At 67.8% G+C, this 22,135-nt stretch carries 20 protein-coding genes; 4 read left to right on the top strand and 16 right to left on the bottom strand.

Going from position 1 to position 22,135, the window contains the following annotated elements; genetic code table 11:
- Positions 1-17: 17 nt before the first annotated feature.
- The 15 genes from rnhB to rpsB form a co-directional block, all read right to left on the bottom strand.
- Positions 18-638, bottom strand: coding sequence for a ribonuclease HII (gene rnhB / locus SNE35_RS21540; protein WP_320425073.1), 621 nt, complete (start codon positions 636-638; stop codon positions 18-20).
- The gene (gene lpxB / locus SNE35_RS21535; protein ID WP_320425072.1) at positions 607-1,731 is read right to left on the bottom strand and encodes a lipid-A-disaccharide synthase; all 1,125 of its coding nucleotides are present in this window, start codon (positions 1,729-1,731) and stop codon (positions 607-609) included. The genes rnhB and lpxB overlap by 32 nt, the downstream gene beginning before the upstream one ends.
- Positions 1,731-2,504 (bottom strand): acyl-ACP--UDP-N-acetylglucosamine O-acyltransferase, encoded by a 774-nt coding sequence (gene lpxA / locus SNE35_RS21530; RefSeq protein WP_320425071.1) that lies wholly within the window; start codon positions 2,502-2,504, stop codon positions 1,731-1,733. Before lpxA ends, lpxB begins: the two co-directional genes overlap by 1 nt.
- A 2-nt stretch (positions 2,505-2,506) precedes the next feature.
- Positions 2,507-2,950, bottom strand: a complete 444-nt coding sequence (gene fabZ / locus SNE35_RS21525) for a 3-hydroxyacyl-ACP dehydratase FabZ (protein ID WP_320425070.1) — start codon at positions 2,948-2,950, stop codon at positions 2,507-2,509.
- Positions 2,951-3,004: 54 nt separating this feature from the next.
- Positions 3,005-4,033, bottom strand: a complete 1,029-nt coding sequence (lpxD, locus tag SNE35_RS21520) for a UDP-3-O-(3-hydroxymyristoyl)glucosamine N-acyltransferase (RefSeq protein ID WP_320425069.1) — start codon at positions 4,031-4,033, stop codon at positions 3,005-3,007.
- A 6-nt stretch (positions 4,034-4,039) separates the two neighbouring features.
- A complete protein-coding gene (locus SNE35_RS21515; RefSeq protein ID WP_320425305.1) occupies positions 4,040-4,552 on the bottom strand; it encodes an OmpH/Skp family outer membrane protein in 513 nt (170 codons plus the stop codon).
- 2 nt (positions 4,553-4,554) lie between these two features.
- On the bottom strand, positions 4,555-6,849 hold the full coding sequence (gene bamA / locus SNE35_RS21510; RefSeq protein WP_320425068.1) for an outer membrane protein assembly factor BamA: 2,295 nt from the start codon (positions 6,847-6,849) through the stop codon (positions 4,555-4,557).
- Positions 6,850-6,905: 56 nt separating this feature from the next.
- On the bottom strand, positions 6,906-8,279 hold the full coding sequence (rseP, locus tag SNE35_RS21505; RefSeq protein WP_320425067.1) for an RIP metalloprotease RseP: 1,374 nt from the start codon (positions 8,277-8,279) through the stop codon (positions 6,906-6,908).
- Positions 8,276-9,466, bottom strand: a complete 1,191-nt coding sequence (ispC, locus tag SNE35_RS21500; protein WP_320425066.1) for a 1-deoxy-D-xylulose-5-phosphate reductoisomerase — start codon at positions 9,464-9,466, stop codon at positions 8,276-8,278. Before ispC ends, rseP begins: the two co-directional genes overlap by 4 nt.
- Positions 9,466-10,302, bottom strand: coding sequence for a phosphatidate cytidylyltransferase (locus SNE35_RS21495; protein ID WP_320425065.1), 837 nt, complete (start codon positions 10,300-10,302; stop codon positions 9,466-9,468). Before SNE35_RS21495 ends, ispC begins: the two co-directional genes overlap by 1 nt.
- A 19-nt stretch (positions 10,303-10,321) precedes the next feature.
- Positions 10,322-11,047, bottom strand: a complete 726-nt coding sequence (uppS, locus tag SNE35_RS21490) for a polyprenyl diphosphate synthase (protein WP_320425304.1) — start codon at positions 11,045-11,047, stop codon at positions 10,322-10,324.
- Between the two features lie 31 nt (positions 11,048-11,078).
- Complete coding sequence (frr, locus tag SNE35_RS21485) at positions 11,079-11,639, bottom strand: ribosome recycling factor (protein WP_320425064.1); 561 nt, start codon at positions 11,637-11,639, stop codon at positions 11,079-11,081.
- 98 nt (positions 11,640-11,737) lie between these two features.
- Positions 11,738-12,448, bottom strand: coding sequence for a UMP kinase (gene pyrH / locus SNE35_RS21480; RefSeq protein WP_320425063.1), 711 nt, complete (start codon positions 12,446-12,448; stop codon positions 11,738-11,740).
- Between the two features lie 148 nt (positions 12,449-12,596).
- Positions 12,597-13,490: a translation elongation factor Ts gene (gene tsf, locus SNE35_RS21475; protein WP_320425062.1), complete on the bottom strand. Its 894-nt coding sequence runs from the start codon at positions 13,488-13,490 to the stop codon at positions 12,597-12,599.
- A gap of 76 nt (positions 13,491-13,566) precedes the next feature.
- Positions 13,567-14,313 (bottom strand): 30S ribosomal protein S2, encoded by a 747-nt coding sequence (rpsB, locus tag SNE35_RS21470; RefSeq protein WP_320425061.1) that lies wholly within the window; start codon positions 14,311-14,313, stop codon positions 13,567-13,569.
- A gap of 163 nt (positions 14,314-14,476) precedes the next feature.
- Between rpsB and SNE35_RS21465 the strand changes: the two genes are divergently transcribed.
- The 4 genes from SNE35_RS21465 to SNE35_RS21450 are packed head-to-tail and all read left to right on the top strand — an operon-like array spanning position 14,477 to position 19,841.
- A complete protein-coding gene (locus SNE35_RS21465) occupies positions 14,477-15,829 on the top strand; it encodes an amidase (RefSeq protein WP_320425060.1) in 1,353 nt (450 codons plus the stop codon).
- A 1-nt stretch (position 15,830) separates the two neighbouring features.
- Entirely contained in the window at positions 15,831-17,054 is a 1,224-nt protein-coding gene (locus SNE35_RS21460; protein ID WP_320425059.1) for an FAD-dependent oxidoreductase, read from the top strand.
- 13 nt (positions 17,055-17,067) lie between these two features.
- Positions 17,068-18,471: an NAD(P)H-hydrate dehydratase gene (locus SNE35_RS21455; protein WP_320425058.1), complete on the top strand. Its 1,404-nt coding sequence runs from the start codon at positions 17,068-17,070 to the stop codon at positions 18,469-18,471.
- The gene (locus SNE35_RS21450) at positions 18,468-19,841 is read left to right on the top strand and encodes an FUSC family protein (RefSeq protein WP_320425057.1); all 1,374 of its coding nucleotides are present in this window, start codon (positions 18,468-18,470) and stop codon (positions 19,839-19,841) included. Before SNE35_RS21455 ends, SNE35_RS21450 begins: the two co-directional genes overlap by 4 nt.
- On the opposite strand, the gene rnr is transcribed toward SNE35_RS21450, so the two are convergent.
- Positions 19,801-22,065, bottom strand: coding sequence for a ribonuclease R (gene rnr, locus SNE35_RS21445; protein WP_320425056.1), 2,265 nt, complete (start codon positions 22,063-22,065; stop codon positions 19,801-19,803). The genes SNE35_RS21450 and rnr overlap by 41 nt on opposite strands.
- Positions 22,066-22,135: the final 70 nt, after the last annotated feature.

Raw genomic sequence — 22,135 nt, 5'->3', positions numbered from 1 at the left:
GCCCTGCGCTGCCTGGCTCATCGGATCGCCTCGCGCACCGGCGCGAAACTGCGGCGGTGCCAGTCGCAGGGGCCGTGTTCGCGCAGCGCCGCCAGGTGCTCGGTCGTGCCGTATCCCTTGTGCGCGGCGAAGCCGTAGTGCGGCAGCGTGGCGTGCATCGCCACGCAGCAACGGTCGCGATGGACCTTGGCCAGGATCGAGGCCGCCGAGATCGATTGCACCTTGGCATCGCCACCGACGATCGCCTCGGCCGGGATCCGCAGCACAGGGATGCGGTTGCCGTCCACCAGCACCTTCGCCGGCTTCAACCGCAGGCCCTCGACGGCGCGGCGCATCGCCAGCATCGTCGCGTGCAGGATGTTCAGCCGGTCGATCTCCTCGACCGTCGCCTCGGCTATGCAGAAGCACAGCGCCTTCGCATGGATCTCGTCGTACAGGCGCTCGCGCTTCTTCTCGGTCAGCACCTTGGAATCGGCCAGGCCGTGGATCGGCTGCAGTTCGTCAAGGATCACCGCGGCGGCCACGACCGGGCCGGCAAGCGGCCCGCGGCCCGCCTCGTCGACGCCGGCCATCAGGCCGATGGCATCCCAGCTCAGGCCCAGTTGTTCAGGCACTGCCGATGACTTGCGCGATCGCATCGCTGGCCCTTTGCGCGGTATTGCAGCGCAGCAGTTGGTGTTGCTCGGCGAAGCGCGCCTGCACGGCCGTGCAGCGCGCCGGATCGTCCAGCCAGGCCAGGCCCTCGCGGGCCAGGTTCTCGGCGGTGCATTGGTCCTGGATCAGCTCGGGCACCAGGAACTCGCGCGCCAGCACATTCGGCAGACCGACCCAGGGCTGGTAGTTCTTGCCCTTCATCCGCCACCAGTTCAGCGCGTTGACCTTGTAGGCGATCACCATTGGCCGCTTGAACAGCGCCGCTTCCAGCGTGGCCGTGCCGCTGGCAACCAGCGTCATATCGCAGGCGGCCAGCGCCTCGTGCGAGCGGCCGTCCAGCAGCGTCAGGTTCAGGCCCGCGGGTACCAGCGGCGCGAGCATCTCGCGCAAGCCTGGCGCCACCGGCATCACGAAACACAGGCCGGGCCGCGCCTGCTGCATCAGCAGCGCGGCGCCCAGCATCGGCGGGGCGATGTACTTGATCTCGCTGCGGCGGCTGCCGGGTAGCAGGGCGACGACGGTCTCGTTCTCGGCAAGGCCGATGGCCGCCCGTGCCGCAGCCTGAGGCGGCTCCAGCGGGATTGCGTCCGCCAGAGGATGACCGACGTAGCTCGCGCCAATGCCATGTGCATGCAGCAGTTCGGGCTCGAACGGGAACAGGCACAGCACATGGTCGGCCGAGCGCTTGATCTTCTCGACTCGCTCCGCCCGCCAGGCCCAGATCGAGGGGCAGACGAAGTGGATCGTCTTGATGCCCTGCTGCTTCAGCCGTTCTTCGAGGCCGAAGTTGAAATCGGGAGCGTCGATGCCGATGAAGGCGGCTGGCTTGTCGGCCAGCAGTCGGTCACCGAGTTGCTTGCGAATGGCCAGCAGTTCACGGATGTTCAAGAGCGCGTCCACGTAGCCGAAGATCGACAGCTTGCTGTGCGGCCACCAGGTCTCGAAACCCTGGGCGATCATCTTCGGGCCGCCGATGCCTTCCGAACGCAATGCAGGCCAGCGTTCACGCAAACCGGCCAACAACAATCCGCCGAGCAAATCGCCGGAGGCTTCGCCGGCGACAAGCCCCAGCTTCATCAGCGAACGATGCCCCGCTTCGCGGTGGCCAGGAAATCGCGCATGAGCACGGCGTCCTCGCCGCCCAGCGCGTCGATCTGCTGGATCGCTTCGTCCAGCGTCAGGCCCTGGCGGTAGAGCAGCTTATAGATCTGGCGGATCGATGCGATGCGCTCGTCGCTGAAGTTGCGGCGCTTCAGGCCGATCAGGTTCACGGCGCGCGCGGCCAGCGGGTTGCCGTCGACCGTCATGAACGGCGGCACGTCCATCGCGACATGCGCCTGGAAGCCGATCATCGCCTGCGAGCCGATGCGCATGCGCTGCAGGATGCCGCTGAGGCCGCCGACGGTGACCCAGTCGCCGATCTCCACGTGGCCAGCCAAGGTCACGCCATTGGCCAGCACGTTGTGGTTGCCGATCACGCTGTCATGGGCCACATGGACGTAGGCCATGATCCAGTTGTCGCTGCCGATCGTCGTGACACCCTTGTCCTGCACCGTGCCGATGTTGAAGGTGCAGAACTCGCGGATCACGTTGCGATCGCCGATGACGAGCTGGGTCGGCTCGCCGGCGTACTTCATGTCCTGGTTGTGGGCACCGATCGAGCTGAACTGGTAGAACTTGTTGCTCTCGCCGATCGTCGTGTGGCCCTCGATCACGCAGTGCGGGCCGACCTTGGTACCGGCGCCGATCTTCACGTGCGGGCCGATCAGGCTGTAGGCCCCCACCGTCACCGTGGGGTGCAACTGCGCGCCTGCTTCGACGATCGCGGTCGGGTGGATATTGCCAGTCATGTTCAGGGCTTGAGGCGCCGCATCGTGCACATCAGCTCGGCCTCGGCGGCGAGTTGCTCACCCACCAGCGCCCTGGCGCCGAACTTGTAGATTCCGGCCTTGGCACGGTCCAGCGTCACGTCGAGGAACAGCGCGTCGCCCGGCTCGACCGGGCGCTTGAAGCGCGCGTTGTCGATGCCGGCAAAGTAGACGACGGTGCTCTCGTCCAGCACCAGGTCATCGGTGCTGTACAGGGCCAGCAGCGTCGCGGCCTGGGCCAGCGCTTCGAGGATCAGCACGCCGGGCATCACCGGGCGGTGCGGGAAGTGGCCGTTGAAATGCGGCTCGTTGATGGACACGTTCTTCAGCGCGCGGATGCGCTGACCCTTCTCCACTTCCAGCACCCGGTCCACCAGCAGGATGGGGTAGCGGTGCGGGAGCTTCTTGAGGATGTCGTGGATGTCCATGTCGTGTATTTTCCAAGTGTTCTTTTGACGCAGGCAAGCCTGCGCCCCGCAAGGCTACGCCTTGCGTTCTAAGGCGCGGATGCGCTCGCGCAGGGCATGCAACTGGCGCAGGGTGGCCGCGTTCTTCTCCCAGCTGGCGTTGTCGTCGAACGGGAACACGCCGCTGTACTGGCCCGGCTTGGCGATGCTGCGCGTGATCGCCGTGCCCATCGAGATGTGCACGTTATCGGCCAGGGTCAGGTGGCCGATGATCATCGCCGCGCCGCCGATCGTGCAGTGCTTGCCGATCGTCGTGCTGCCGGCAATCGCCGAGCACCCGGCCATCGCCGTATGCGCGCCGATGCGCACGTTGTGGCCGATCTGGATCTGGTTGTCGAGCTTGACGCCGTCCTCGATCACCGTATCGTCCAGCGCGCCGCGATCGATGCAGGTGTTGGCGCCGATTTCGACGTCGTTGCCGATCGCCACCGCACCGAGCTGCTCGATCTTCACCCAGGTTCCCTTGTCGGGCGCGAAGCCGAAACCGTCGGCACCGATGACGACGCCGCTGTGCACGATGCAGCGCTCGCCGATGCGGCAATCGAAGCCCAGCGTGACGCGCGGTGCCAGGCGCGTACCGGCACCGACCGAAGCATTGCGCTCGACCACGCAGTGCGCGCCGATGCGGGCACCATCGCCGATGCGGGCGCCGGCCTCGATGACGGCCAGCGGGCCGATGTCCACGCCCTCGCCGATCACCGCAGCCGGATCGATCACCGCCGCCGGATGGATGCGCGCTGCCGCCTGCGGCCGCACCCGTGCCGCCCACCACTGGGTGAGGCGGGCGAAATACAGGTAAGGGTCCGGCGTAACGATCGCCGCACCGCGCGTGGCCGCCGTCTCGGCGAAGGCCGGCGCCACGATCACGCAGGCCGCACCGCTGGTGGCCAGTTGCGACTGGTAGCGCGGGTTGGACAGGAAGCTCAGCGTCTGCGCATCGGCCTCGGCGAGCGGCCCGATCCGGCCGATGCGGATTTCGGCGTCACCAAGAAGATCGCCGCCCAAGGCGGCGATTACTTCGGCCAGTGAGACTGGCTGAGCCATCACGGATTACTTTTGCGCGTTCAGCGCGTCGATCACCTTCTTGGTGATGTCCACGCGGGCGCTGAAGTGGATCGCATCCTGCAGGATCAGGTCGTACTTCTCGTTGTCGAAGATCTGCTTGATGACCTTGTTGGCGCGCTCGACGACGCCAGACAGCTCTTCCTGCTTGCGTTGGTTCAGGTCTTCCTGGAATTCGCGGCGCTTGCGCTGCAGGTCGCGATCCTGCTCGACCAGATCGCGCTGGCGGCGGCTCTTTTCGGCCTCGGCCAGGGTCGGTGCGTCCTTCTCGAGCTTGTCGGCAGCCGTGCGCAGCTTGGCTTCCAGATCCTTCAGATCCTTGTCGCGCTTGCCGAACTCGGTCTCGAGCTTCAGTTGGGCAGCCTTGGCCAGATTGGCTTCACGCAGGACCCGCTCGCTATTGACGTAACCAATCTTCAGCGGGCCGTCTTGCGCCTGCGCCGTCAGCGCCGACATGCTCATCACGGCCACCAGGGCCATCGACTTCAACAGCTTGCTCATCATCAGAATGCAGTCCCGATCTGGAATTGGAATTTTTCGATTCTATCGCGCGGATCCTTGCGAATCGGCGTGCCGTAGGAGAGGCGCAGGGGGCCCATCGGCGAGGTCCAGGACAGACCGATACCGGCCGAGGCGCGGATCATGTTCGGGTTCTGGCTGGTCAGCACGTTCCAGTTCAGCTTCGTTTCTTCGTTCCAGACGCCGCCGGCGTCCATGAAGCCGAACAGGCGGAAGGTCTTGTCGTTGCCGCTGCCGGGCACCGGCAGGTAGAGCTCGGCGTTCAGGTTGAAGCGCCGATTGCCGCCGACATAGGAGCCGGTGACGTCGGGCGTGCCCAGCGTGCCGGCTTCGAACACGCGGACCGAGCCCAGGCCGCCGCCGTAGAAGTTTTTGAAGATCGGATACGGGCGACCGTTGAGACCCACGCCCCAACCCAGTTCGCTGTTGATGCCCAGGCTGATCTTGCGCGTGATGTCGAAGTACTGCTGGTACTGCAAGTTCATGCGGGCGTACTGGGCCTGGCCGCCGGGGCTCAGTTCCAGGTTGACGCGTTGGTACTTGCCCTTCTGCGGGGCCAGCACGCTGTCGCGGCTGTCGCGCTGCCAGCCGATGGTCAGCGGGATCGAGATGCTGTTCTGGCCGATCTCGTTGATGTAGATCAGGTAGGTGTTGGGCAGGCCGGCGTTGGTCGAGATGTTCGTACGCTCGTAGCCGATGCCGAAGAACACCGTGTCCAGCTCCGAGAACGGCACACCGAAGCGCACCGAGGCACCGTGGCTGATCAGTTCGTACTGCTCACCCAGCGTGTTGTAAGGCTTGGTGGTGCGGTAGAAAAGGTCCACCGCACGCGAGACGCCGTCCACGGTGAAGTACGGGTCCACCGTCGAGATCACCGCCGAACGGCCGGTGTAGGCGGTGTTCAGGTCGATGCCCAGGTAGTTACCGGAGCCGAACACGTTGTCCTGGCGGATCGAGCCGGTCAGCGACAGCTTCTGCTGGCTCGAATAGCCGGCGCCGACGCTGATGTTGCCGGTGGGCCGCTCGGTGACGGTCAGGATCACGTCCACCTGATCCTGCGCGCCAGGCACTTCCTGGGTGTCGACGGTCACGTCCTTGAAGTAGCCCAGGCGCTCGACGCGGTCACGCGAATTCTTGATCCGCTGGCCGTCGTACCAGGCCGATTCGAACTGACGGAACTCGCGGCGGATGACCTCGTCGCGCGTGCGCGTGTTGCCGGAGACGATCACCTTGCGCACGTAGACGCGGCGCTGCGGCTCGGAGGTGAAGGTCACGTCCACGGTGCCCTTCTCGCGGTTGATGTCGGTGCGGCTGTCCACGCGGGCGAAGGCGTAGCCGTAGGTGCCGAACAGGTCGGAGAAGGCCCGCGTCGTCTGCGCCACTGCCTCGCCCTGGTAGGCCTCGCCCGGCTTCAGCTTGATCAGGTGCTTGAAGTCTTCCTCGCGGCCGAAGTACTCGCCCTCGAGCTTGATGCCGGTCACCGTGTAGGGCTGGCCCTCGCTCACCGTGACGGCGATGTTGATGCTCTGCTTGTCCGGCGAGATCGTCACCTGCGTGGACGTGACGGCGAACTCCAGGTAGCCACGGTTCAGGTAGTACGAGCGGATCGTTTCCAGGTCGGCATTGAGCTTGGCCCGGGAGTAACGGTCGGTCTTCGTGTACCAGGTCAGCCAGCCGCTGGTGGTCTGCTCCAGCAGGCCCAGCAGCGTGCTCTCGGAGAACACCTTGTTGCCGGTGATGTGGATCTCGGCGATCTTGGCCGGTTCGCCTTCGGTCACGTTGAAGCTGACGTTGACGCGGTTGCGTTCCAGCGGCGTGATCGTGGTGGTGACCTCGGCGCCGTACAGGCTGCGCGTCAGGTACTGGCGCTTCAGTTCCTGCTCGGCGCGGTCGGCCAGGGCCTTGTCGAAGGGCTTGCCTTCGCCGATGCCGACGTCCTTCAGTGACTTGGTCAGCGCCTCGGTGTCGAATTCCTTCAGGCCGACGAAGGACACGTTCGCGATGATCGGCCGTTCCTCGATGACGACGACGACCGAGTCGCCGTCGATGTCGATGCGCAGGTTCTTGAACAGGCCGGTGGCGAACAGCGCGCGCAGCGCGGCCGCGCTCTTGTCGTCGGTGTACGTGTCGCCGATGCGGAAGGGCAGCGAAGCGAAGACCGTGCCGGGGTCCGTGCGCTGCAGGCCGTCGACGCGGATGTCCTTGATGACGAATGGGTCCACGGCCCAGGCGGCGCCCGACTGCATGGAGGCCACGATGGCAATCGGGGCCAAAGTCATGAGCGAGGGGCGCAGGCGCGCTCCAGTCTTCTTGTTCGATGAGGACATGCGGGGGATCAATGCAGGCCCGGCAGGCGGGCGACGACGTCGTTGGAAAGGGCGAGAACCATCATCAGCACCAGGATCAGCGCGCCGGCGCGCTGGAGTTGCTGTTGCCACCAGTCTGAAAGCGGGCGGCCGGTCAGACCCTCGAAAAGATAATACATCAGGTGTCCGCCATCGAGCATCGGCAACGGCAGCAGGTTGAACACGCCAAGGCTCACGCTTACGAAGGCGAGAAAACTCAGAAACGAAGCGATACCGAGCCGTGCCGACTGGCCGGCGTAGTCGGCGATCGACAACGGCCCGCTGAGGTTCTTCAGCGAAGCCTCGCCGACGATCATCCGGCCGAACATCTTCAGCGTCATCCAGGAGGTGTCCCAGGTGCGCTGGGCGCCGCGCACGAGGCCGTCGACCAGGCCACGGCTCACATGGACCATCTGCGGCGTGCCGCCGATCAGGATCTCCAGCCGGCCGATCTTCGTGCCGGCCTCGTCGACGACGCCCGGCTGCACATCGATGTCCTGCGTCTGGCCCATGCGCTCGATGCGCCAGTGCATAGCACGCCCCTGCGCGCCATCGACCGCGACGCGGATGCGCTCACGCAGTTGCGCCCCATCGGCGATGGACACACCGTCGACGGCCAGCACGCGGTCGTCGGCATGCAGGCCGGCCCGGTCGCCGGCGCCGCCGACGATGATGCGGGTGATGATCGGTTCGCCGTACAGGCTCAGGCCGAGTTGCCGCGAAGTCGACGCGTCGATCTCGCGCGAAGGCAGCTTGTCGGTATCCAGCACCACGATGCGGTGGCCGTTGCCGACGGCGCTGCCGTCGACCTGCAGGTAGAGCTTGCGGCCATCGGCGATCGCCTCGACGGCCTCGCCGATCAGCTCCGGCATCGACTGCACGGCCTGCCAGTCCATGCCGTCGTCCGAGCTGGCGAGCACCTTGTCGCCGGAACGCAGTCCGGCACGCTCGGCGACCGATCCGGCCGCAGGCGTGCCCAGCTGCGCCACCGGCTCGTCCATGCCGATCCAGCTGGCGCAGCCGAACAGCACGATCGCCAGCAGCAGGTTGGCCAGCGGCCCCGCGGCAATCGTCGCCACGCGATGACGCAGCGGATGGTTGTCGAAGGCTTCGGCGCGCAGTTGCGGCGGCAGGGTCGCGCTGTCGCCATGTCCCAGCAGGCGCACATAGCCACCCAGCGGGATCGCGGAGATCGTGAACTCGGTCGAATCGGGCGAGGCCTGGCGGCGCCACAGCACGCGGCCGAAACCGAACGAGAAGCGCAGCACGCGCACGCCGCAGGCCTTCGCCACCCGGTAGTGCCCGTACTCGTGGATCGGGATCAGCACCGCCAGGGTGACCAGAAAGGCCAGCAGGTCCGTCATGCGAGGCTCGCGATCAGCTCTTGGGCATAACGGCGGGCACGGGCGTCCAGGTTCAGCAGGCCGTCGACGCTGGCGCAATCACCGGCCTCGGGCAGCAACTGCTCCAGGCTCTGCGCGTTGACACGGTAAATCTGGTCGAAGCGCAGGCGGCGGTCCAGGAAGGCGGCAACCGCCTCCTCGTTGGCGGCGTTGAGCACTGCCGTCGAACCCTCGGCACTGCGCAGCGCCTGCCAGGACAGGTGCAGGCCGGGGAAGCGGATCGCATCGGCCTCCTCGAAGCTCAGCGGCGGGGTCTTCAGCAGGTCAAGCCGGCCGGCGCCGGATTCGATGCGTTCCGGGAAGGACAGGCCATAGGCGATCGGCACGCGCATGTCCGGCGTGCCGAGCTGCGCCAGCACCGACATGTCGCGGCACACGACCATCGAATGCACGATGCTCTGCGGATGGATCAGCACCTTGATCTGCTCGGGCGCGAGGCCGAACAGCCAGCGCGCCTCGATCACCTCGAGCGCCTTGTTCATCATCGTCGCCGAGTCGACCGAGATCTTGCGGCCCATCACCCAGTTCGGATGCGCGCATGCCTGGTCCGGGGTGACGTCGGCCAGGGTCTTCGGATCACGCTGGCGGAACGGGCCGCCGGAGGCCGTCAGCACGATGTGGTCGATGCGATGAGGCCACGCGCTGCGATCCTCGGGCAGGCACTGGAAGATCGCCGAGTGCTCGGAGTCGATCGGCAGCAAGGTCGCGCCGCCCTCTTCCACCGCCTGCATGAACAGCGCGCCGCCGACGACCAGCGCTTCCTTATTCGCCAGCAGCAGGCGCTTGCCCGCGCGGGCTGCCGCCAGGCAGGGCGCCAGGCCCGCGGCGCCGACGATGGCAGCCATCACCATGTCCACGTCCGGATGGGCGGCGATTTCCGAGAGGCTCTCCGCGCCGGCCAGCACTTCGGTGCGGCTGCCGGCCTCGCGCAGCTTCGCGCGCAGTTCGGCGGCCTTGGTCGCATCGGGCATCGCCGCGAAGCGGGGCTTGTGCTGCAGGCACTGCGCCAGCAGGTCGTCGACGCGGCTCATCGCGCTCAAGGCGAACACCTCGTAGCGCTCGGGGTGGCGGGCCAGCACGTCCAGCGTGTTGGTGCCGACGGAGCCGGTCGAGCCGAGAACGCAGACGCGTCGAGTGGGGGATGTCATCAGAGGGAGCTCAAGGCAAGCGCAAGGGGAAACACGGGCAGCAATGCGTCGACACGGTCGAGCACGCCGCCGTGGCCGGGCAGCAGTCCGCTGCTGTCCTTGGCGCCGACGGCCCGCTTGATCAGCGATTCGAACAGATCGCCGACGACGCTCATCGCGCAGAGGAAGATGATGGCGAGCAGGCTCACGACGTGCATGCGCCGCACCAGCACGGAAAACAGGCTGGCCGAGTCGACAGCGAAGTGCAGGTCGATGCCATGCACCCAGACGAAGCCCAGCACGATCACGCCGACCATGCCCGACCACACGCCCGCCCAGCTCTTGCCCGGGCTGATCGCCGGCGCCAGCTTGCGCTTGCCGAACGCGCGGCCGCCGAAGTAGGCAGCAATGTCAGCCGCCCAGACCAGGCAGAAGATCGACAGCAGGTAGTTGATGCCCACCGTCTTAGCCTGCACGATCGCCAGCCAAGCGGCCCAGAGCGCCAGCGCCCCCAACACGAGCCGCGGCAGCCGGGCGACCTTGGGCCAGCCGGCCGGGCCGCCGCGCAGCGCGTAGGCGCCGCCCAGCACCCAGACCGCGCCGACCAGCCACCAGCACCAGGCCGGCGGTGCATTCAAGCCCAGGGCGACCAAAGTCGCACCGCAGACGGCCGCGAGGCCGAGACCGAACACGATGGCCGGCGTGCCGTCTGCGCCGTTGAGCCGCGACCATTCCCAGCCACCCGCGCCGATCATGACCAGGGTCAGCAGCGCGAACGGCCAGGGGGAAGCGGCAAACAGCGCCGGCAGCAGAATGGCCAGCAGAACGATGGCCGTGATGACACGTTGTTTGAGCATCGGTTAGGGCCTGATAACGCTATGCCGTGACGGCCGCGTCCTCTGCCGTCTTCACGCCGCCGAAGCGGCGATCGCGCTGGCGGAACGCGGCGATCGCCGCGTCCAACTGCGCCCCGCCGAACTCGGGCCACAGCGTGTCCGAGAACACGAATTCGGTATAGGCCACCTGCCAGAGCAGGAAATTGCTGATGCGGACCTCGCCGCCGGTGCGGATGAACAGGTCCGGGTCCGGCGCGAAGTTCATCGCCATGAACTCGGAGAGCTTGCTCTCGGTCAGTTCGTCCGCCGACACGCCGGCGCGGATGGCTTTCTGCGCCGCCTGCACGATGTCCCAGCGGCCGCCGTAGTTGAAGGCCACGGACAGGTTCAGCTTGGTGTTGTGCTTGGTGGCTTCTTCGGCATCGGCCCACACTTGGCGCAGCTTCGGCGAGATCGTGTCGCGGTCACCGACGACGCGCACGCGCACGCCCATCTGGCCGATCTTGGCGAGGTAGCGCGACACGGCGGCCAGCACCAGGCCCATCAGGCCCGAGACCTCCTCGGCGGGGCGCTTCCAGTTCTCGGACGAGAACGCGAAGACGGTCAGGTATTCGATGTCGCGGTCGATGCAGGCCTGGATGGTCTTCATCACCGCGTCCACGCCCTGCTTGTGGCCGAAGAAGCGCGGCAAAAAGCGTTTCTTCGCCCAGCGGCCGTTGCCATCCATGACGATGGCGACGTGGCGCGGAACGGGCAGGTCCTGCATGGGAGCGTTCGTCGTCACGGCGCGCGCTCGCTCAGACCGCCAGGACTTCGGCTTCCTTGGACGCGACCAGCTTGTCGATCTCGGCGATCACGCGGTCGGTCAGCCTCTGCACGTCGTCGAGGCTGCGGCGCTCGTCGTCTTCGCCGATTTCCTTGTCCTTCAGCAGCTTCTTGGCCTGCTCGTTGGCATCGCGGCGCAGGTTGCGCACGGCCACCTTGGCGTCTTCACCGGCGTTGCGCACGACCTTGGTCAGGTCGCGGCGGCGCTCCTCGGTCAGCGGCGGCATCGGGACGCGGATCAGGTCGCCCTGCGAGGACGGGTTCAGGCCCAGGTCGCTTTCGCGGATCGCCTTCTCGATCTTGGCGCCCATGCCCTTCTCCCAGGGCTGGACGCTGATCGTGCGGGCGTCGAGCAGGCTGACGTTGGCAACCTGCGAGACCGGCACCATCGAGCCGTAGTAGTCGACGCTGACCTGGTCGAGGATGCCAGGGTGGGCACGGCCCGTACGGATCTTCTGCAGATCCCCCTTCAGCGATTCCACCGACTTCGCCATCTTGGTCTCGGCGGTTTTCTTGATGTCTGCAATGCTCATGATTCGAATCCTTGTTCTCTGCCGCGGGAGCGCATCGGCGCGCGCACCCCAAATGACTGGGGCATGACTTTAACGCCCCTGTGTAATGCGGCGGCCGTTCAGACGTGGACGAGCGTACCCTCGTCGTCACCCATGACGACGCGCTTCAGCGCACCCGGCTTGAAGATGCTGAACACGCGGATCGGCAGCTTCTGGTCGCGGCACAGCGCGAAGGCGGTGGCATCCAGCACCTGGAGGTTCTTGATGATCGCCTCGTCGAAGCTGATGCGGTTGTAGCGGGTGGCCTCGGGATCCTTCTTGGGATCGGCGGTGTAGATGCCGTCCACCTTGGTAGCCTTCAGCACGATTTCGGCACCGATCTCGGCGCCGCGCAGCGCGGCGGCGGTGTCGGTCGTGAAGAAGGGGTTGCCGGTGCCGGCGGCGAAGATGACGACCTTGCCCTCTTCGAGGTACTGGAGCGCCTTCGGCCGCACATAGGGTTCGACGACCTGCTCGATGGCGATCGCCGACATCACCCGGGCCACCATGCCCTCCTGGCGCATCGTGTCGGCCAGCGCCAGCGAGTTCATCACCGTGGCCAGCATGCCCATGTAGTCGGCCGTCGCGCGGTCCATGCCGACGGAGCCACCCGCCACGCCGCGGAAGATGTTGCCGCCGCCGATCACGACCGCCACTTCCACGCCCAGTTGCACCACCTCGCGAACCTCCTGCACCATCCGCACGATCGTCGCGCGATTGATGCCGTAGGCGTCATCGCCCATCAGGGCTTCGCCGGAGAGCTTGAGCAGGATGCGTTTGTGGGCGGGCATGGATGACCTCTATGTGCTTTGGGTGTTGGGGGAGTGCCGGCCGAACCGCCTTGTGGGCGGCCCGGCGAGAAAGAGCTGGCACGAGTGTAATAAAGGGCGCCTGAGGCGCCCTTTGTTCGATCAAGCCTCGGGGCCTTTTTACCGAGTCTTACGCGCCCTTGGCGGCGGCCACTTGCGCAGCCACTTCGGCGGCGAAGTCGTCGACCTTCTTCTCGATGCCTTCGCCGACGACGTACAGGGTGAAGCCCTTCACCGTCGTAGCCTTGTCCTTCAGCATCGCGGCAACGGTCTGCTTGCCGTCAGCGGCCTTCACGAAGACCTGATCCAGCAGCGAGACTTCCTTCAGGAACTTCTGCACCGAGCCTTCGACCATCTTGGCGACGATGTCGGCCGGCTTGCCCGATTCGGCAGCCTTCTCGGTGGCGATCTTGCGCTCCTTCTCGACCAGTTCGGCCGAGACATTGGCGCCCGACAGCGCGACCGGCTTCATGGCGGCGATGTGCATCGCGACGTCCTTGGCAGCCACGGCATCGCCGTCGAACTCGACCATCACGCCGATGCGGGTGCCGTGCAGGTAAGACGCCAGGTTGGCACCGGCGTAGCGCTGGAAGCGGCGGATCGTCATGTTCTCGCCGATCTTGCCGATCAGACCCTTGCGCACGTCTTCGACCGTCGGGCCGAAGCCTTCTTGCGACAGCGGCAGGGCCGACAGCGCAGCCACGTCGGCCGGGTTCTGTTCGGCGATCAGGCCGGCGACGGCGTTCACGAAGGCCAGGAACGCGTCGTTCTTCGAGACGAAGTCGGTTTCGCAGTTCACTTCGACCAGGGCACCGTGGCCGCCGACGACGGCAGCCGCGACGACGCCTTCGGCGGTCACGCGCGAGGCAGCCTTGCCGGCCTTGTTGCCCAGCTTGACGCGCAGGATCTCTTCCGCGCGGGACAGGTCGCCTTCGGCTTCCGTCAGGGCCTTCTTGCACTCCATCATCGGAGCGTCGGTGCGGGCGCGCAGCTCGCCAACCATGCTTGCGGTAATTGCAGCCATTCGTTCAATCTCCATCAATCGTTGGACGAAGGGGGCTGAATCTCAGCCCCCTTTGTTCATGTAACCGGGCGGGGAATTAAGCGCCTTCGTTCACTTCCACGAATTCGTCGCCAGCGGCAGCCACGGCCTGGACCACTTCGTTGGTCGCGTTGGCCTTGCCTTCCAGCACGGCGTCAGCCACGGCCTTGGCATACAGGGCGACGGCCTTGGCCGAGTCGTCGTTGCCAGGGATCACGTAGTCGATGCCTTCGGGCGAGTGGTTGGTGTCAACCACGCCGATGACCGGAATGCCCAGCTTCTTGGCTTCGGCGATGGCGATCTTGTGATAGCCGACGTCGATGACGAACATGGCGTCCGGCAGGGCCGTCATGTCCTGGATGCCGCCGATGTTCTTTTCCAGCTTGGCCAGGTCGCGCTGGAACATCAGCGCTTCCTTCTTGATGGCGGGCTGCGTGCCGGCATCGACCTGGGCTTGCATGTCCTTCAGGTTCTTCAGCGAAGCCTTGACCGTCTTGAAGTTGGTCATCATGCCGCCCAGCCAGCGCTGGTCGACGAAGGGCATGCCGGCGCGCTGGGCTTCCATCGCGACGACTTCACGGGCTTGGCGCTTGGTGCCGACGAACAGGATCGTGCCGCGCTTGGCCGACAGCTTGCCGATGAACTTCATCGCTTCCTGGAACGCGGGCAGCGTCTTTTCCAGGTTGATGATGTGAATCTTGTTGCGATGGCCGTAGATATACGGGGCCATCTTGGGGTTCCAGAAGCGGGTTTGGTGACCAAAGTGGACGCCGGCTTCCAGCATCTCGCGCATCGTGACGGACATGTCTAATACTCCGAAGGGTTGTGTCTAAAATCCGGCGCGAATCTGTCCTGATGCGAAACAGGAGCAGACACCTTTCAAGGCCGGATTTGCGTTTTTGTCTTGCTCGTAGAAGCAACTCATCGCGAGCCACCCCCGGCAAAACCCAAAGAGTATACACGAACCGATGTCCGACGATCTTCTTGGCGCGCTCTCGCGCCTGCAAGACGACCGCTTGAGCGCGCGCGACGCCCTGGCCCACAACCTCGAAGCCCTGCGCGGCGAGGCCTGTCGCCATGCCTTCGTCCGCGAGTTCGCCGATTCGGCGCAGGCCGTGGCCAACGCCGCCGACGCGATCGCCGCCGCGGGTGCGCCGCGAGCCCCGCTCGGCGGCCTGACCATCAGCATCAAGGACCTGTTCGACGTCGCCGAACAGCCGACCACCGCCGGCTCCCGCGCACTGGCGGACGCCGCGCCTGCCGCCGCCGATTGCCCCGCGGTGGCGCGACTGCGCCGCGCCGGTGCCGCGCTGATCGGCCACACGAACATGACCGAGTTCGCCTTCTCCGGCCTCGGCCTGAACCCGCACCACGGCACGCCGCTGAACCCGGTGACGCGGGCCATCGACGGCCTGGCCCGCATCCCCGGAGGCTCCAGTTCCGGCGCCGCGGTCAGCGTCGCTGCCGGCGCGGCCTGGGCCGCACTGGGCTCCGACACCGGCGGCTCGATCCGCATCCCGGCCGCGCTGCAAGGCCTGGTCGGCTTCAAGAACACCACGCGGCTGACGCCGACCGAAGGCACGATCCCGCTGTCGCCGGCCTTGGATACCGCCTGCGCCATCACCCGCTCGGTGCGCGACGCGGTGCTGCTGCACGAGATCCTGGCCGAGCGCCGGGTCCGGCTGACGGCCCGCCCTCTGCGTGCGCGACGCCTGGCCGTCGTGCAGCCGGTGTTCCAGGACGGCATGGACGCGACCGTAGCCAGCGCCTTCGAGCGCAGCCTGGCCGCGCTGCGCCAGGCTGGCGCGCAGATCGAGGAAATCCCGCTGGCAGCGCTGGCTACGCTGCAGCCCTACCGCGTCTCCAGCGTCGCCGCCGAGGCCTGGGCCTGGCATCGCAAGCTGCTGGCCGAACGCGGCGATGCCTACGATCCGCGCGTTGCGCGCCGCATCCGTGAAGGCGAGGCGATCAGCGGCGCCGATCTGCTCGACCGCATCGCCGCACGCCGTGCGTGGATTGCAGCGATGGAATCGGCGCTGCAGGGCTTCGACGCCGTGCTGAGCCCCACGGTGCCCGTCGTCGCGCCGCTGCTGCAACCGCTGCTGGACAGCGACGCTGCCTACTACGCCGCCAACGGCCTGCTGCTGCGCAACACCAGCATCGTCAATGCGCTGGACGGCTGCGCGATCTCGTTGCCCTGTCACGCCCCGGGCGAGCTGCCGGTGGGCCTGATGCTGTGGAGCACTGGCGGCCAGGACGACACCATCCTCGACATCGCCCTGCAGGTCGAAGCCGAAGTCCAGAAGAAGGCGGTGCACTGACATGCGCATCGCCATCATCGGCGCCGGCATCGCCGGCGTCAGCACGGCCTACGAACTAGCCTCCGACGGCCACGAAGTCACCGTCTTCGAGCGCCGCGGCAGCGTCGCCGCCGAAGCCAGCTTTGCCAACAGCGGCCTCGTGGCACCGGGCCTCGCCCTGCCCTGGACGCGCGTCGGCTTCTCGCTGTTCGGTGGCCGCCAGCGCCAGCGCTGGAAGGCCCAGCGCGACGCGACGCTGCCCGAGCGCCAGCAACGGCTGCTGAAGCTGGCCACCTACAGTTTCGAGCGCCTGCGCGAACTGCGCCGCGCCCTGCAGCTGGACTACGAGCGCGCGGAGGGCCTGCTGGTGCTGCTGCGCACGGCCAAGGACCAGCAGGCCATCGCACCGGGGCTCGCGATCCTGGCCGAGGCCGGCATCACCGCGCGAGAACTCGACGCCGATCAATGCCGCGCCGCCGAGCCCGGCCTGAATCCCGATCACACGCTGCACGGCGGTGTACTGCTGCCGCAGGCCGAGGTCGGCAATTGCCGGCAGCTCGCCCATCAGCTCCGGCTGGAGGCACAGCGGCTCGGCGTGCAGTTCCGCTTCCACACGACCGTGCGCGCGGTCGAGCCCGGCGCGCCGGCACGGCTGACGCACGAGTACACGCCGCCACGCGAGACCGCGCCGGGGCCGGCTACGCGCCAGCCCGACGCGGGCGACACGCAGCCGGCCGAACTCGGGCCGCAGCAGCAGGCCTTCGACGCCGTCGTCGTCTGCGCGGCCCAGGATTCGGCGGCGCTGCTGCGCACGCTGAAGCTGCCGATCGATCCGGTGCAGAGCTGCTCGATCACCGCGCCGCTGCGCCAGCTCGAAGCCCACCCCGACCTGGGCCCGCGCGGCGCGTTGTTCGACCAGCAGCGGCAGATCCACATCGGCCGCATCGGCCAGCGCGTGCGCGCGCTCGGCACGGACGAGGCGGCACTGCACCAAGCGCTGCACGACTGGTTCCCCGGCGCAATGGTGGCCGGGCAGGTCCAGCGCTGGCAGGGGCCGCACGGCGAATTGCCCGATGGTCTGCCGGTACTCGGCAGCAGCGGCCTGGCCGGCATCTGGCTCAACCTCGGCCACGGCGACAGCGGCTTCACCTTGGCCTGCGGAGCCGCCCGCGCACTGGCGGAGCAGATCGCGCGCCTGTCGCCCGAAGTGGACCTGGCCGGACTGGACATCACCCGTTTCGCCTGAGATGCTGGGCCGGATGAGCCTGCGCAGAATCATCCCCCTCGCCGCCAGCCTGCCGCTGTTCGGCACCGCCAGCAGCCGCGCGATCGAGACAGCCGCGCTGGCGGGCCGGCCTGAAGACGAACTGATGGAACGCGCCGGCCTGGCCGTCGCCCGCCTCACACTGGCGCTGCAGCCGCGCGAGGGCGCGATCTGGGTGGCCTGCGGCCCCGGCAACAACGGCGGCGACGGCCGGATCGCCGCCCGCCTGCTCGCCGCGCAGGGGCGCCGCGTTCACGTCGGCCTGGAGCCTCCTGCCGAGCCGGTGGCCCTGGCGATCGACGCACTGCTGGGCCTTGGGCTGAACCGACCGCCGAGCGCCGAACTGGCGGCGGCGATCGCACGGATCAACGCACTCGACGCGCCGGTAATTGCCGTCGACCTGCCCAGCGGCCTGCTCGCCGACACCGGCGTTCCGATCGGCACGCAGGCGGTGCGCGCCGACCACACACTGAGCCTGCTCACACTGAAGCCGGGCCTCTTCACTGCGCAGGGCCGGGCGCAGGCGGGCCAGATCTGGTTCGACGATCTCGGCGTGACGCCAACGACGGCGCCCGACGCCCTGCTGCTCGGCCGCGACGCCGTGCTGGCGCTGCCGCTCGATCCGGCCGGCCCGGCAAGCCACAAGGGCGTGCAGGGCAACGTGCTGCTCGTCGGCGGTGCCGCCGGCATGCAGGGCGCACTGCTGCTGGCTGGGCGAGCGGCACTGGCGGCCGGTGCGGGCCGCGTCTACCTCCGCCTGCTGGACGAAGCTGCAGCCGAGTTCGACACGCAGCGACCCGAACTGATGCACGCGCGGTACGACACTGCCCTCGCCGGCAAGACCGTCATCGCCGGATGCGGTGGCGGCGCGGCGATCGGGCAAGACCTGGCCCCTGTCATCGAGCAGGCCTCAAGGCTCGTGCTCGACGCCGACGCCCTCAATGCCGTCGCCGCCGATCCGCTGCTGCGCCAGGCGCTGAAAGACCGCGACGCGCAGACGATCCTCACCCCGCATCCGCTCGAAGCGGCCCGCCTGCTCGGCTGCACCGTCGCCGAGGTGCAGGCCGGCCGCCTGCGTGCCGCCCAGACACTCGCCGATGAGTTGCATTGCACCGTGGTGCTGAAGGGTTCCGGCAGCGCCATTGCCTCACCGGGGCGCTTGCCGGCGATCAACACCAGCGGCAGCGCCGCGCTCGCCACCGCCGGCACCGGCGATGTGCTGGCCGGCTGGATCGGTGGGCTATGGGCGCAGATGCCGCACAGCGAGCCCGCCGCCATCGCCGCCGCGGCGGTCCACTGGCACGGCCATGCGGGAGAGAGCCAGGCCGCCGGCCCGCTGCGCGCCGCCGACCTGGTCGAGCGCATGCACGCACTGCACGCCTGGGCGCGCGGCGCATGACCCAACTCCGGCGCGCCCTGTACGAGGCCATCGCCACGCTGCTGGCCGCGCTGGCCACGCTGGCCTGCACGCGGGCGATCGACGCCGAGATGGGGCCGATGGTGCTGGCCGTGGTCCTGTGCCTGTCCCTGTCGCGCAGCCAGCTGGACCGCAGCCTGCGCGGTCGCATCGAGGCGGCCGTAGTGCTGCCGCTGGTGAGCGTCGCAGCGCTGGGTGTGGCGATGCTGCTGCGCCATGCGCCGATCGCGGGCGCCGCAGCCTTCACGCTGGCCATCGCCGCGTCGATCTGGCTGCGCCGCTTCGGCCCCGCCGGGCACAAGGCGGGCACGCTGATCGCTCTGCCCTTCGTCGTGATCCTCGTGACGCCCTATTCGCCGCCACGGCACGTCGGGCCCCTGCTGGCACTTGCGCTGCCGACGATCGTCGCGCTACTGGCGCTGTTCTGTGTCAGCGTCGTCCATGCGCTCGGGCTGAGGCTGGGCTTGCTGCAGGCGCCGCCGGCCCGGGCCGCACCCGCGCACACGAAGCCAACCTCGGCGATGCGCCCGCTGCCGAGCACACGGATGGCGCTGCAGATGGGGCTGGCACTCGCGCTCTCGTTCGCAGTGGGCTACGGCTTCTTCGCCGAGCGCTGGGCCTGGATCGTGCTGACGGCCTTCATCGTCAACAGCGGCAGCCAGGGCCGGCTGGACGTGCTCTACAAGGGCATCCTGCGGCTGGGCGGCGCGGCGGCCGGCACGGTGATCGCGCTGGCGACGGCGGGCCTGGCCGCCGATCCGGGGCTGAGCGCCGCATTGATGCTGGGCGCGATGTTCATGGCCGTGTGGCTGCGCCCGCTCGGCTATGGCTGGTGGGCGCTGTTCATCACGCTGGCCTTGTCGCTGCTGCAAGGCGAGACGCCGCTGCTGGGCCTGCGGCTGGAGGAGATCCTGATCGGCGCGCTGATCGGCATCGGCGCGGCCTGGTGGCTGCTGCCGCTGGATTCGGCCGATGTGCTGCGCCGCCGGATCGCCGACGCCCTGACCGCGCTGAGCGAGGCGCTCGATCCCGCGCAAGCGGAGCGCTCGGCGGTGCCCTTCAACACTGGTATCGAGGCCATCGCGAAGCTGGCACCGCCGTTCCGCGCCCTGCGCATGGCGACACGGCGATGGCGCGCATTTCAGCCGGCCGACTGGATCGACGATCTCGCCGCCTGCCAGGCACTAGCCTCGTCACTGATCGAGCGAGGCGAGACGCCCGGCCGCGTACGCATGGCGGTAGGTGCCGCGCGCAAGGCCCTGCGCGAACCGCCGGCACTCGGGCCGGCGCTACGCGAGTTGCGCCGCACGCTCAGCGACGCTTGCGCGGCTTCGCCTCCGAAGCCGAACTAGCGCCGCCCGCCGACTTGGCACCGGCCTTCGCAGCCTGGCGCGCCGCCTTCACCGGGTGCGACGCGGCCTTGCCGGTCTTGCCGCCCCGGCTCGTCTTCAACTCGCGGTCCGCGCGACGCACCTGCTCCAGCGCCTCGACCGCCGTGTTGGGCTTGGACGCCGCCTGGCCGGCCTTGTCGCGCATGGCCCGCGCGATCAGCTTGGTCTCGTCGTTGTCCTTCACCAGGCGGAAGTCGATCTTGCGGCCGTCCAGGTCGACGCGGCTGACCTGCACCTGCACCTTGGTGCCCGTCGAATAGCGGATGCCGGTGCGCTCGCCACGCAACTCCTGCCGCACTTCGTCGAAGCGGTAGTACTCGCCGCCCAACTCGGTGATGTGGATCAGGCCCTCGACGTACAGCGCATCCAGCAGCACGAACAGGCCGAAGCTCGTCACCGCGCTGACGGTGCCCGAGAACTCCTCGCCCAGGTGCTCGCGCATGTAGCGGCACTTGAGCCAGGCCTCGACGTCACGCGAGGCCTCGTCGGCGCGGCGCTCGTTGGCGCTGCAATGGGCGCCGACGACGTCCCAGCGCTCGATCTCGGTGGAGGCCGAGGCCGGGTTGATCGGCGCCGCGCGGCCGGGCCGCTTGGCCGGCATCGGCACGTCCATCTTGCCGGGGTCGAGGTGGTACTTCTTGCCGGCCAGGATGCACTTGATCACGCGGTGCACCAGCAGGTCCGGGTAGCGGCGGATCGGGCTGGTGAAGTGCGTGTAGGCCTCGTAGCTGAGGCCGAAGTGGCCGGAGTTGGCGGACGTGTAGATCGCCTGCTGCATCGAGCGCAGCAGCATGCTGTGGATCTGCGCCGCGTCCGGGCGATCCTTGGTGGCGGCGGCGATGGCCTGGTACTCGGCGGGCTTCGGGTTGTCGCTGATCGACAGGCCGATGCCCAGCGCGCGCAGGTAGGCCTGCAGTGCGACGCGCTTCTCCGGCGTCGGCCCCTCGTGCACGCGGAACAGCGCGGGATGCTTGTTCTGCGCGATGAAGTCGGCCGAGCAGACGTTGGCGGCCAGCATGGCCTCCTCGATCAGGCGGTGCGCCTCGTTGCGCGTGCGGGGGACGATCTTCTCGATGCGGCCGTTCTCGTCGCAGACGATCTGCGTCTCGGTCGTGTCGAAGTCGATCGCGCCGCGGATCTGGCGCTGCGCGAGCAGCGCGCGATAGACCTCGTGCAGGTGCAGCAGGTGCGGCACCAGTTCCTTGCGCTTGGCGGCCTCGGGGCCGTGCGTGTTGCCAAGGATGGCGGCCACCTCGGTGTAGGTGAAGCGCTCGTGCGAGCGGATCACGGCCGGATAGAACTGGTAGGCCGTGACCTCGCCGGCCTCGTTGACCAGCATGTCGCAGACCATCGACAGGCGATCCTCGTAGGGGATCAGCGAGCACAGGCCGTTGGAGATCTTCTCCGGCAGCATCGGGATCACGCGGCGCGGGAAGTAGACGCTGGTGGCGCGCTCGTAGGCGTCCTTGTCCAGCGCCTCCCCGGGCTTCACGTAGTGGCTGACGTCGGCGATGGCGACGATCAGGCGCCAGCCGGTGAAGGCGTTCTTGCCACGCCCCTGCTTGCAGGGTTCGCAGTAGACGGCGTCGTCGAAGTCGCGCGCGTCCTCGCCGTCGATCGTCACCAGCGCCACGTCGCGCAGGTCGATGCGGTTCTTCAGGTCGGCGGCACGCAGTTTCTCCGGCAGCTTGGCGGCCTGGGTCAGCGTGGCCGGGCTGAAGCGGTGCGGCACCTCGTACTTGCGCACGGCGATCTCGATCTCCATGCCGGGATCGTCGATCTCGCCCAGCACCTCGACGACGCGGCCCACCGGCTGCGAATACAGCGAAGGCGGCTCGGTCAGTTCCACGGCGACGACCTGCCCAGCCGCGGCATTGGCGATGCCGTTCTTCGGGATCAGGATGTCCTGGCCCATGCGCTTGTCTTCGGGCGCGACCAGCCAGATGCCGGACTCCAGCAGCAGCCGGCCGATGATGGGCTTCTTCTTGCGCTCGAGGATCTCGAGCACGCGCCCCTCCGGGCGGCCCCGCTTGTCCAGACGCACGACGCGCACGCGCAACCGGTCGCCGTGCATGACGGCATGCATCTCCTGCGAAGACAGGTAGATGTCCTGCGAACCGTCGTCGGGCAGCAGGAAACCGTGACCGTCGCGGTGGCCCTGGACCACGCCCTCCACTTCGCCCATCAGCGCGGTGCCGTCGGGGGAAGCCGTGATGGTGTTCTTGAAATTTTTGATGCTAGAATCTCTTTCTTTC

The organism is Roseateles agri (assembly GCF_034043675.1).
Lineage (GTDB): Bacteria > Pseudomonadota > Gammaproteobacteria > Burkholderiales > Burkholderiaceae_C > KK5.
The sequence above is the reverse complement of the archived record's forward strand: the minus strand, read 5'-3'. Positions and strand labels throughout refer to the sequence as shown.

Excerpts from the sequence above, each read along its gene's own strand:
- rnr (WP_320425056.1), bottom strand. The coding sequence starts at position 22,065 with ATGGGCGAAGTGGAGGGCGTGGTCCAGGGCCACCGCGACGGTCACGGT.
- lpxB (WP_320425072.1), bottom strand. The coding sequence starts at position 1,731 with ATGAAGCTGGGGCTTGTCGCCGGCGAAGCCTCCGGCGATTTGCTCGGC.
- uppS (WP_320425304.1), bottom strand. The coding sequence starts at position 11,047 with ATGCAGGACCTGCCCGTTCCGCGCCACGTCGCCATCGTCATGGATGGC.
- lpxD (WP_320425069.1), bottom strand. The coding sequence starts at position 4,033 with ATGGCTCAGCCAGTCTCACTGGCCGAAGTAATCGCCGCCTTGGGCGGC.
- fabZ (WP_320425070.1), bottom strand. The coding sequence starts at position 2,950 with ATGGACATCCACGACATCCTCAAGAAGCTCCCGCACCGCTACCCCATC.
- bamA (WP_320425068.1), bottom strand. The coding sequence starts at position 6,849 with ATGACTTTGGCCCCGATTGCCATCGTGGCCTCCATGCAGTCGGGCGCC.
- rpsB (WP_320425061.1), bottom strand. The coding sequence starts at position 14,313 with ATGTCCGTCACGATGCGCGAGATGCTGGAAGCCGGCGTCCACTTTGGT.
- tsf (WP_320425062.1), bottom strand. The coding sequence starts at position 13,490 with ATGGCTGCAATTACCGCAAGCATGGTTGGCGAGCTGCGCGCCCGCACC.
- rseP (WP_320425067.1), bottom strand. The coding sequence starts at position 8,279 with ATGACGGACCTGCTGGCCTTTCTGGTCACCCTGGCGGTGCTGATCCCG.
- SNE35_RS21465 (WP_320425060.1), top strand. The coding sequence starts at position 14,477 with ATGTCCGACGATCTTCTTGGCGCGCTCTCGCGCCTGCAAGACGACCGC.
- SNE35_RS21450 (WP_320425057.1), top strand. The coding sequence starts at position 18,468 with ATGACCCAACTCCGGCGCGCCCTGTACGAGGCCATCGCCACGCTGCTG.
- pyrH (WP_320425063.1), bottom strand. The coding sequence starts at position 12,448 with ATGCCCGCCCACAAACGCATCCTGCTCAAGCTCTCCGGCGAAGCCCTG.
- lpxA (WP_320425071.1), bottom strand. The coding sequence starts at position 2,504 with ATGACTGGCAATATCCACCCGACCGCGATCGTCGAAGCAGGCGCGCAG.
- ispC (WP_320425066.1), bottom strand. The coding sequence starts at position 9,466 with ATGACATCCCCCACTCGACGCGTCTGCGTTCTCGGCTCGACCGGCTCC.
- SNE35_RS21460 (WP_320425059.1), top strand. The coding sequence starts at position 15,831 with ATGCGCATCGCCATCATCGGCGCCGGCATCGCCGGCGTCAGCACGGCC.
- frr (WP_320425064.1), bottom strand. The coding sequence starts at position 11,639 with ATGAGCATTGCAGACATCAAGAAAACCGCCGAGACCAAGATGGCGAAG.
- SNE35_RS21495 (WP_320425065.1), bottom strand. The coding sequence starts at position 10,302 with ATGCTCAAACAACGTGTCATCACGGCCATCGTTCTGCTGGCCATTCTG.
- SNE35_RS21515 (WP_320425305.1), bottom strand. The coding sequence starts at position 4,552 with ATGAGCAAGCTGTTGAAGTCGATGGCCCTGGTGGCCGTGATGAGCATG.
- rnhB (WP_320425073.1), bottom strand. The coding sequence starts at position 638 with ATGCGATCGCGCAAGTCATCGGCAGTGCCTGAACAACTGGGCCTGAGC.
- SNE35_RS21455 (WP_320425058.1), top strand. The coding sequence starts at position 17,068 with ATGAGCCTGCGCAGAATCATCCCCCTCGCCGCCAGCCTGCCGCTGTTC.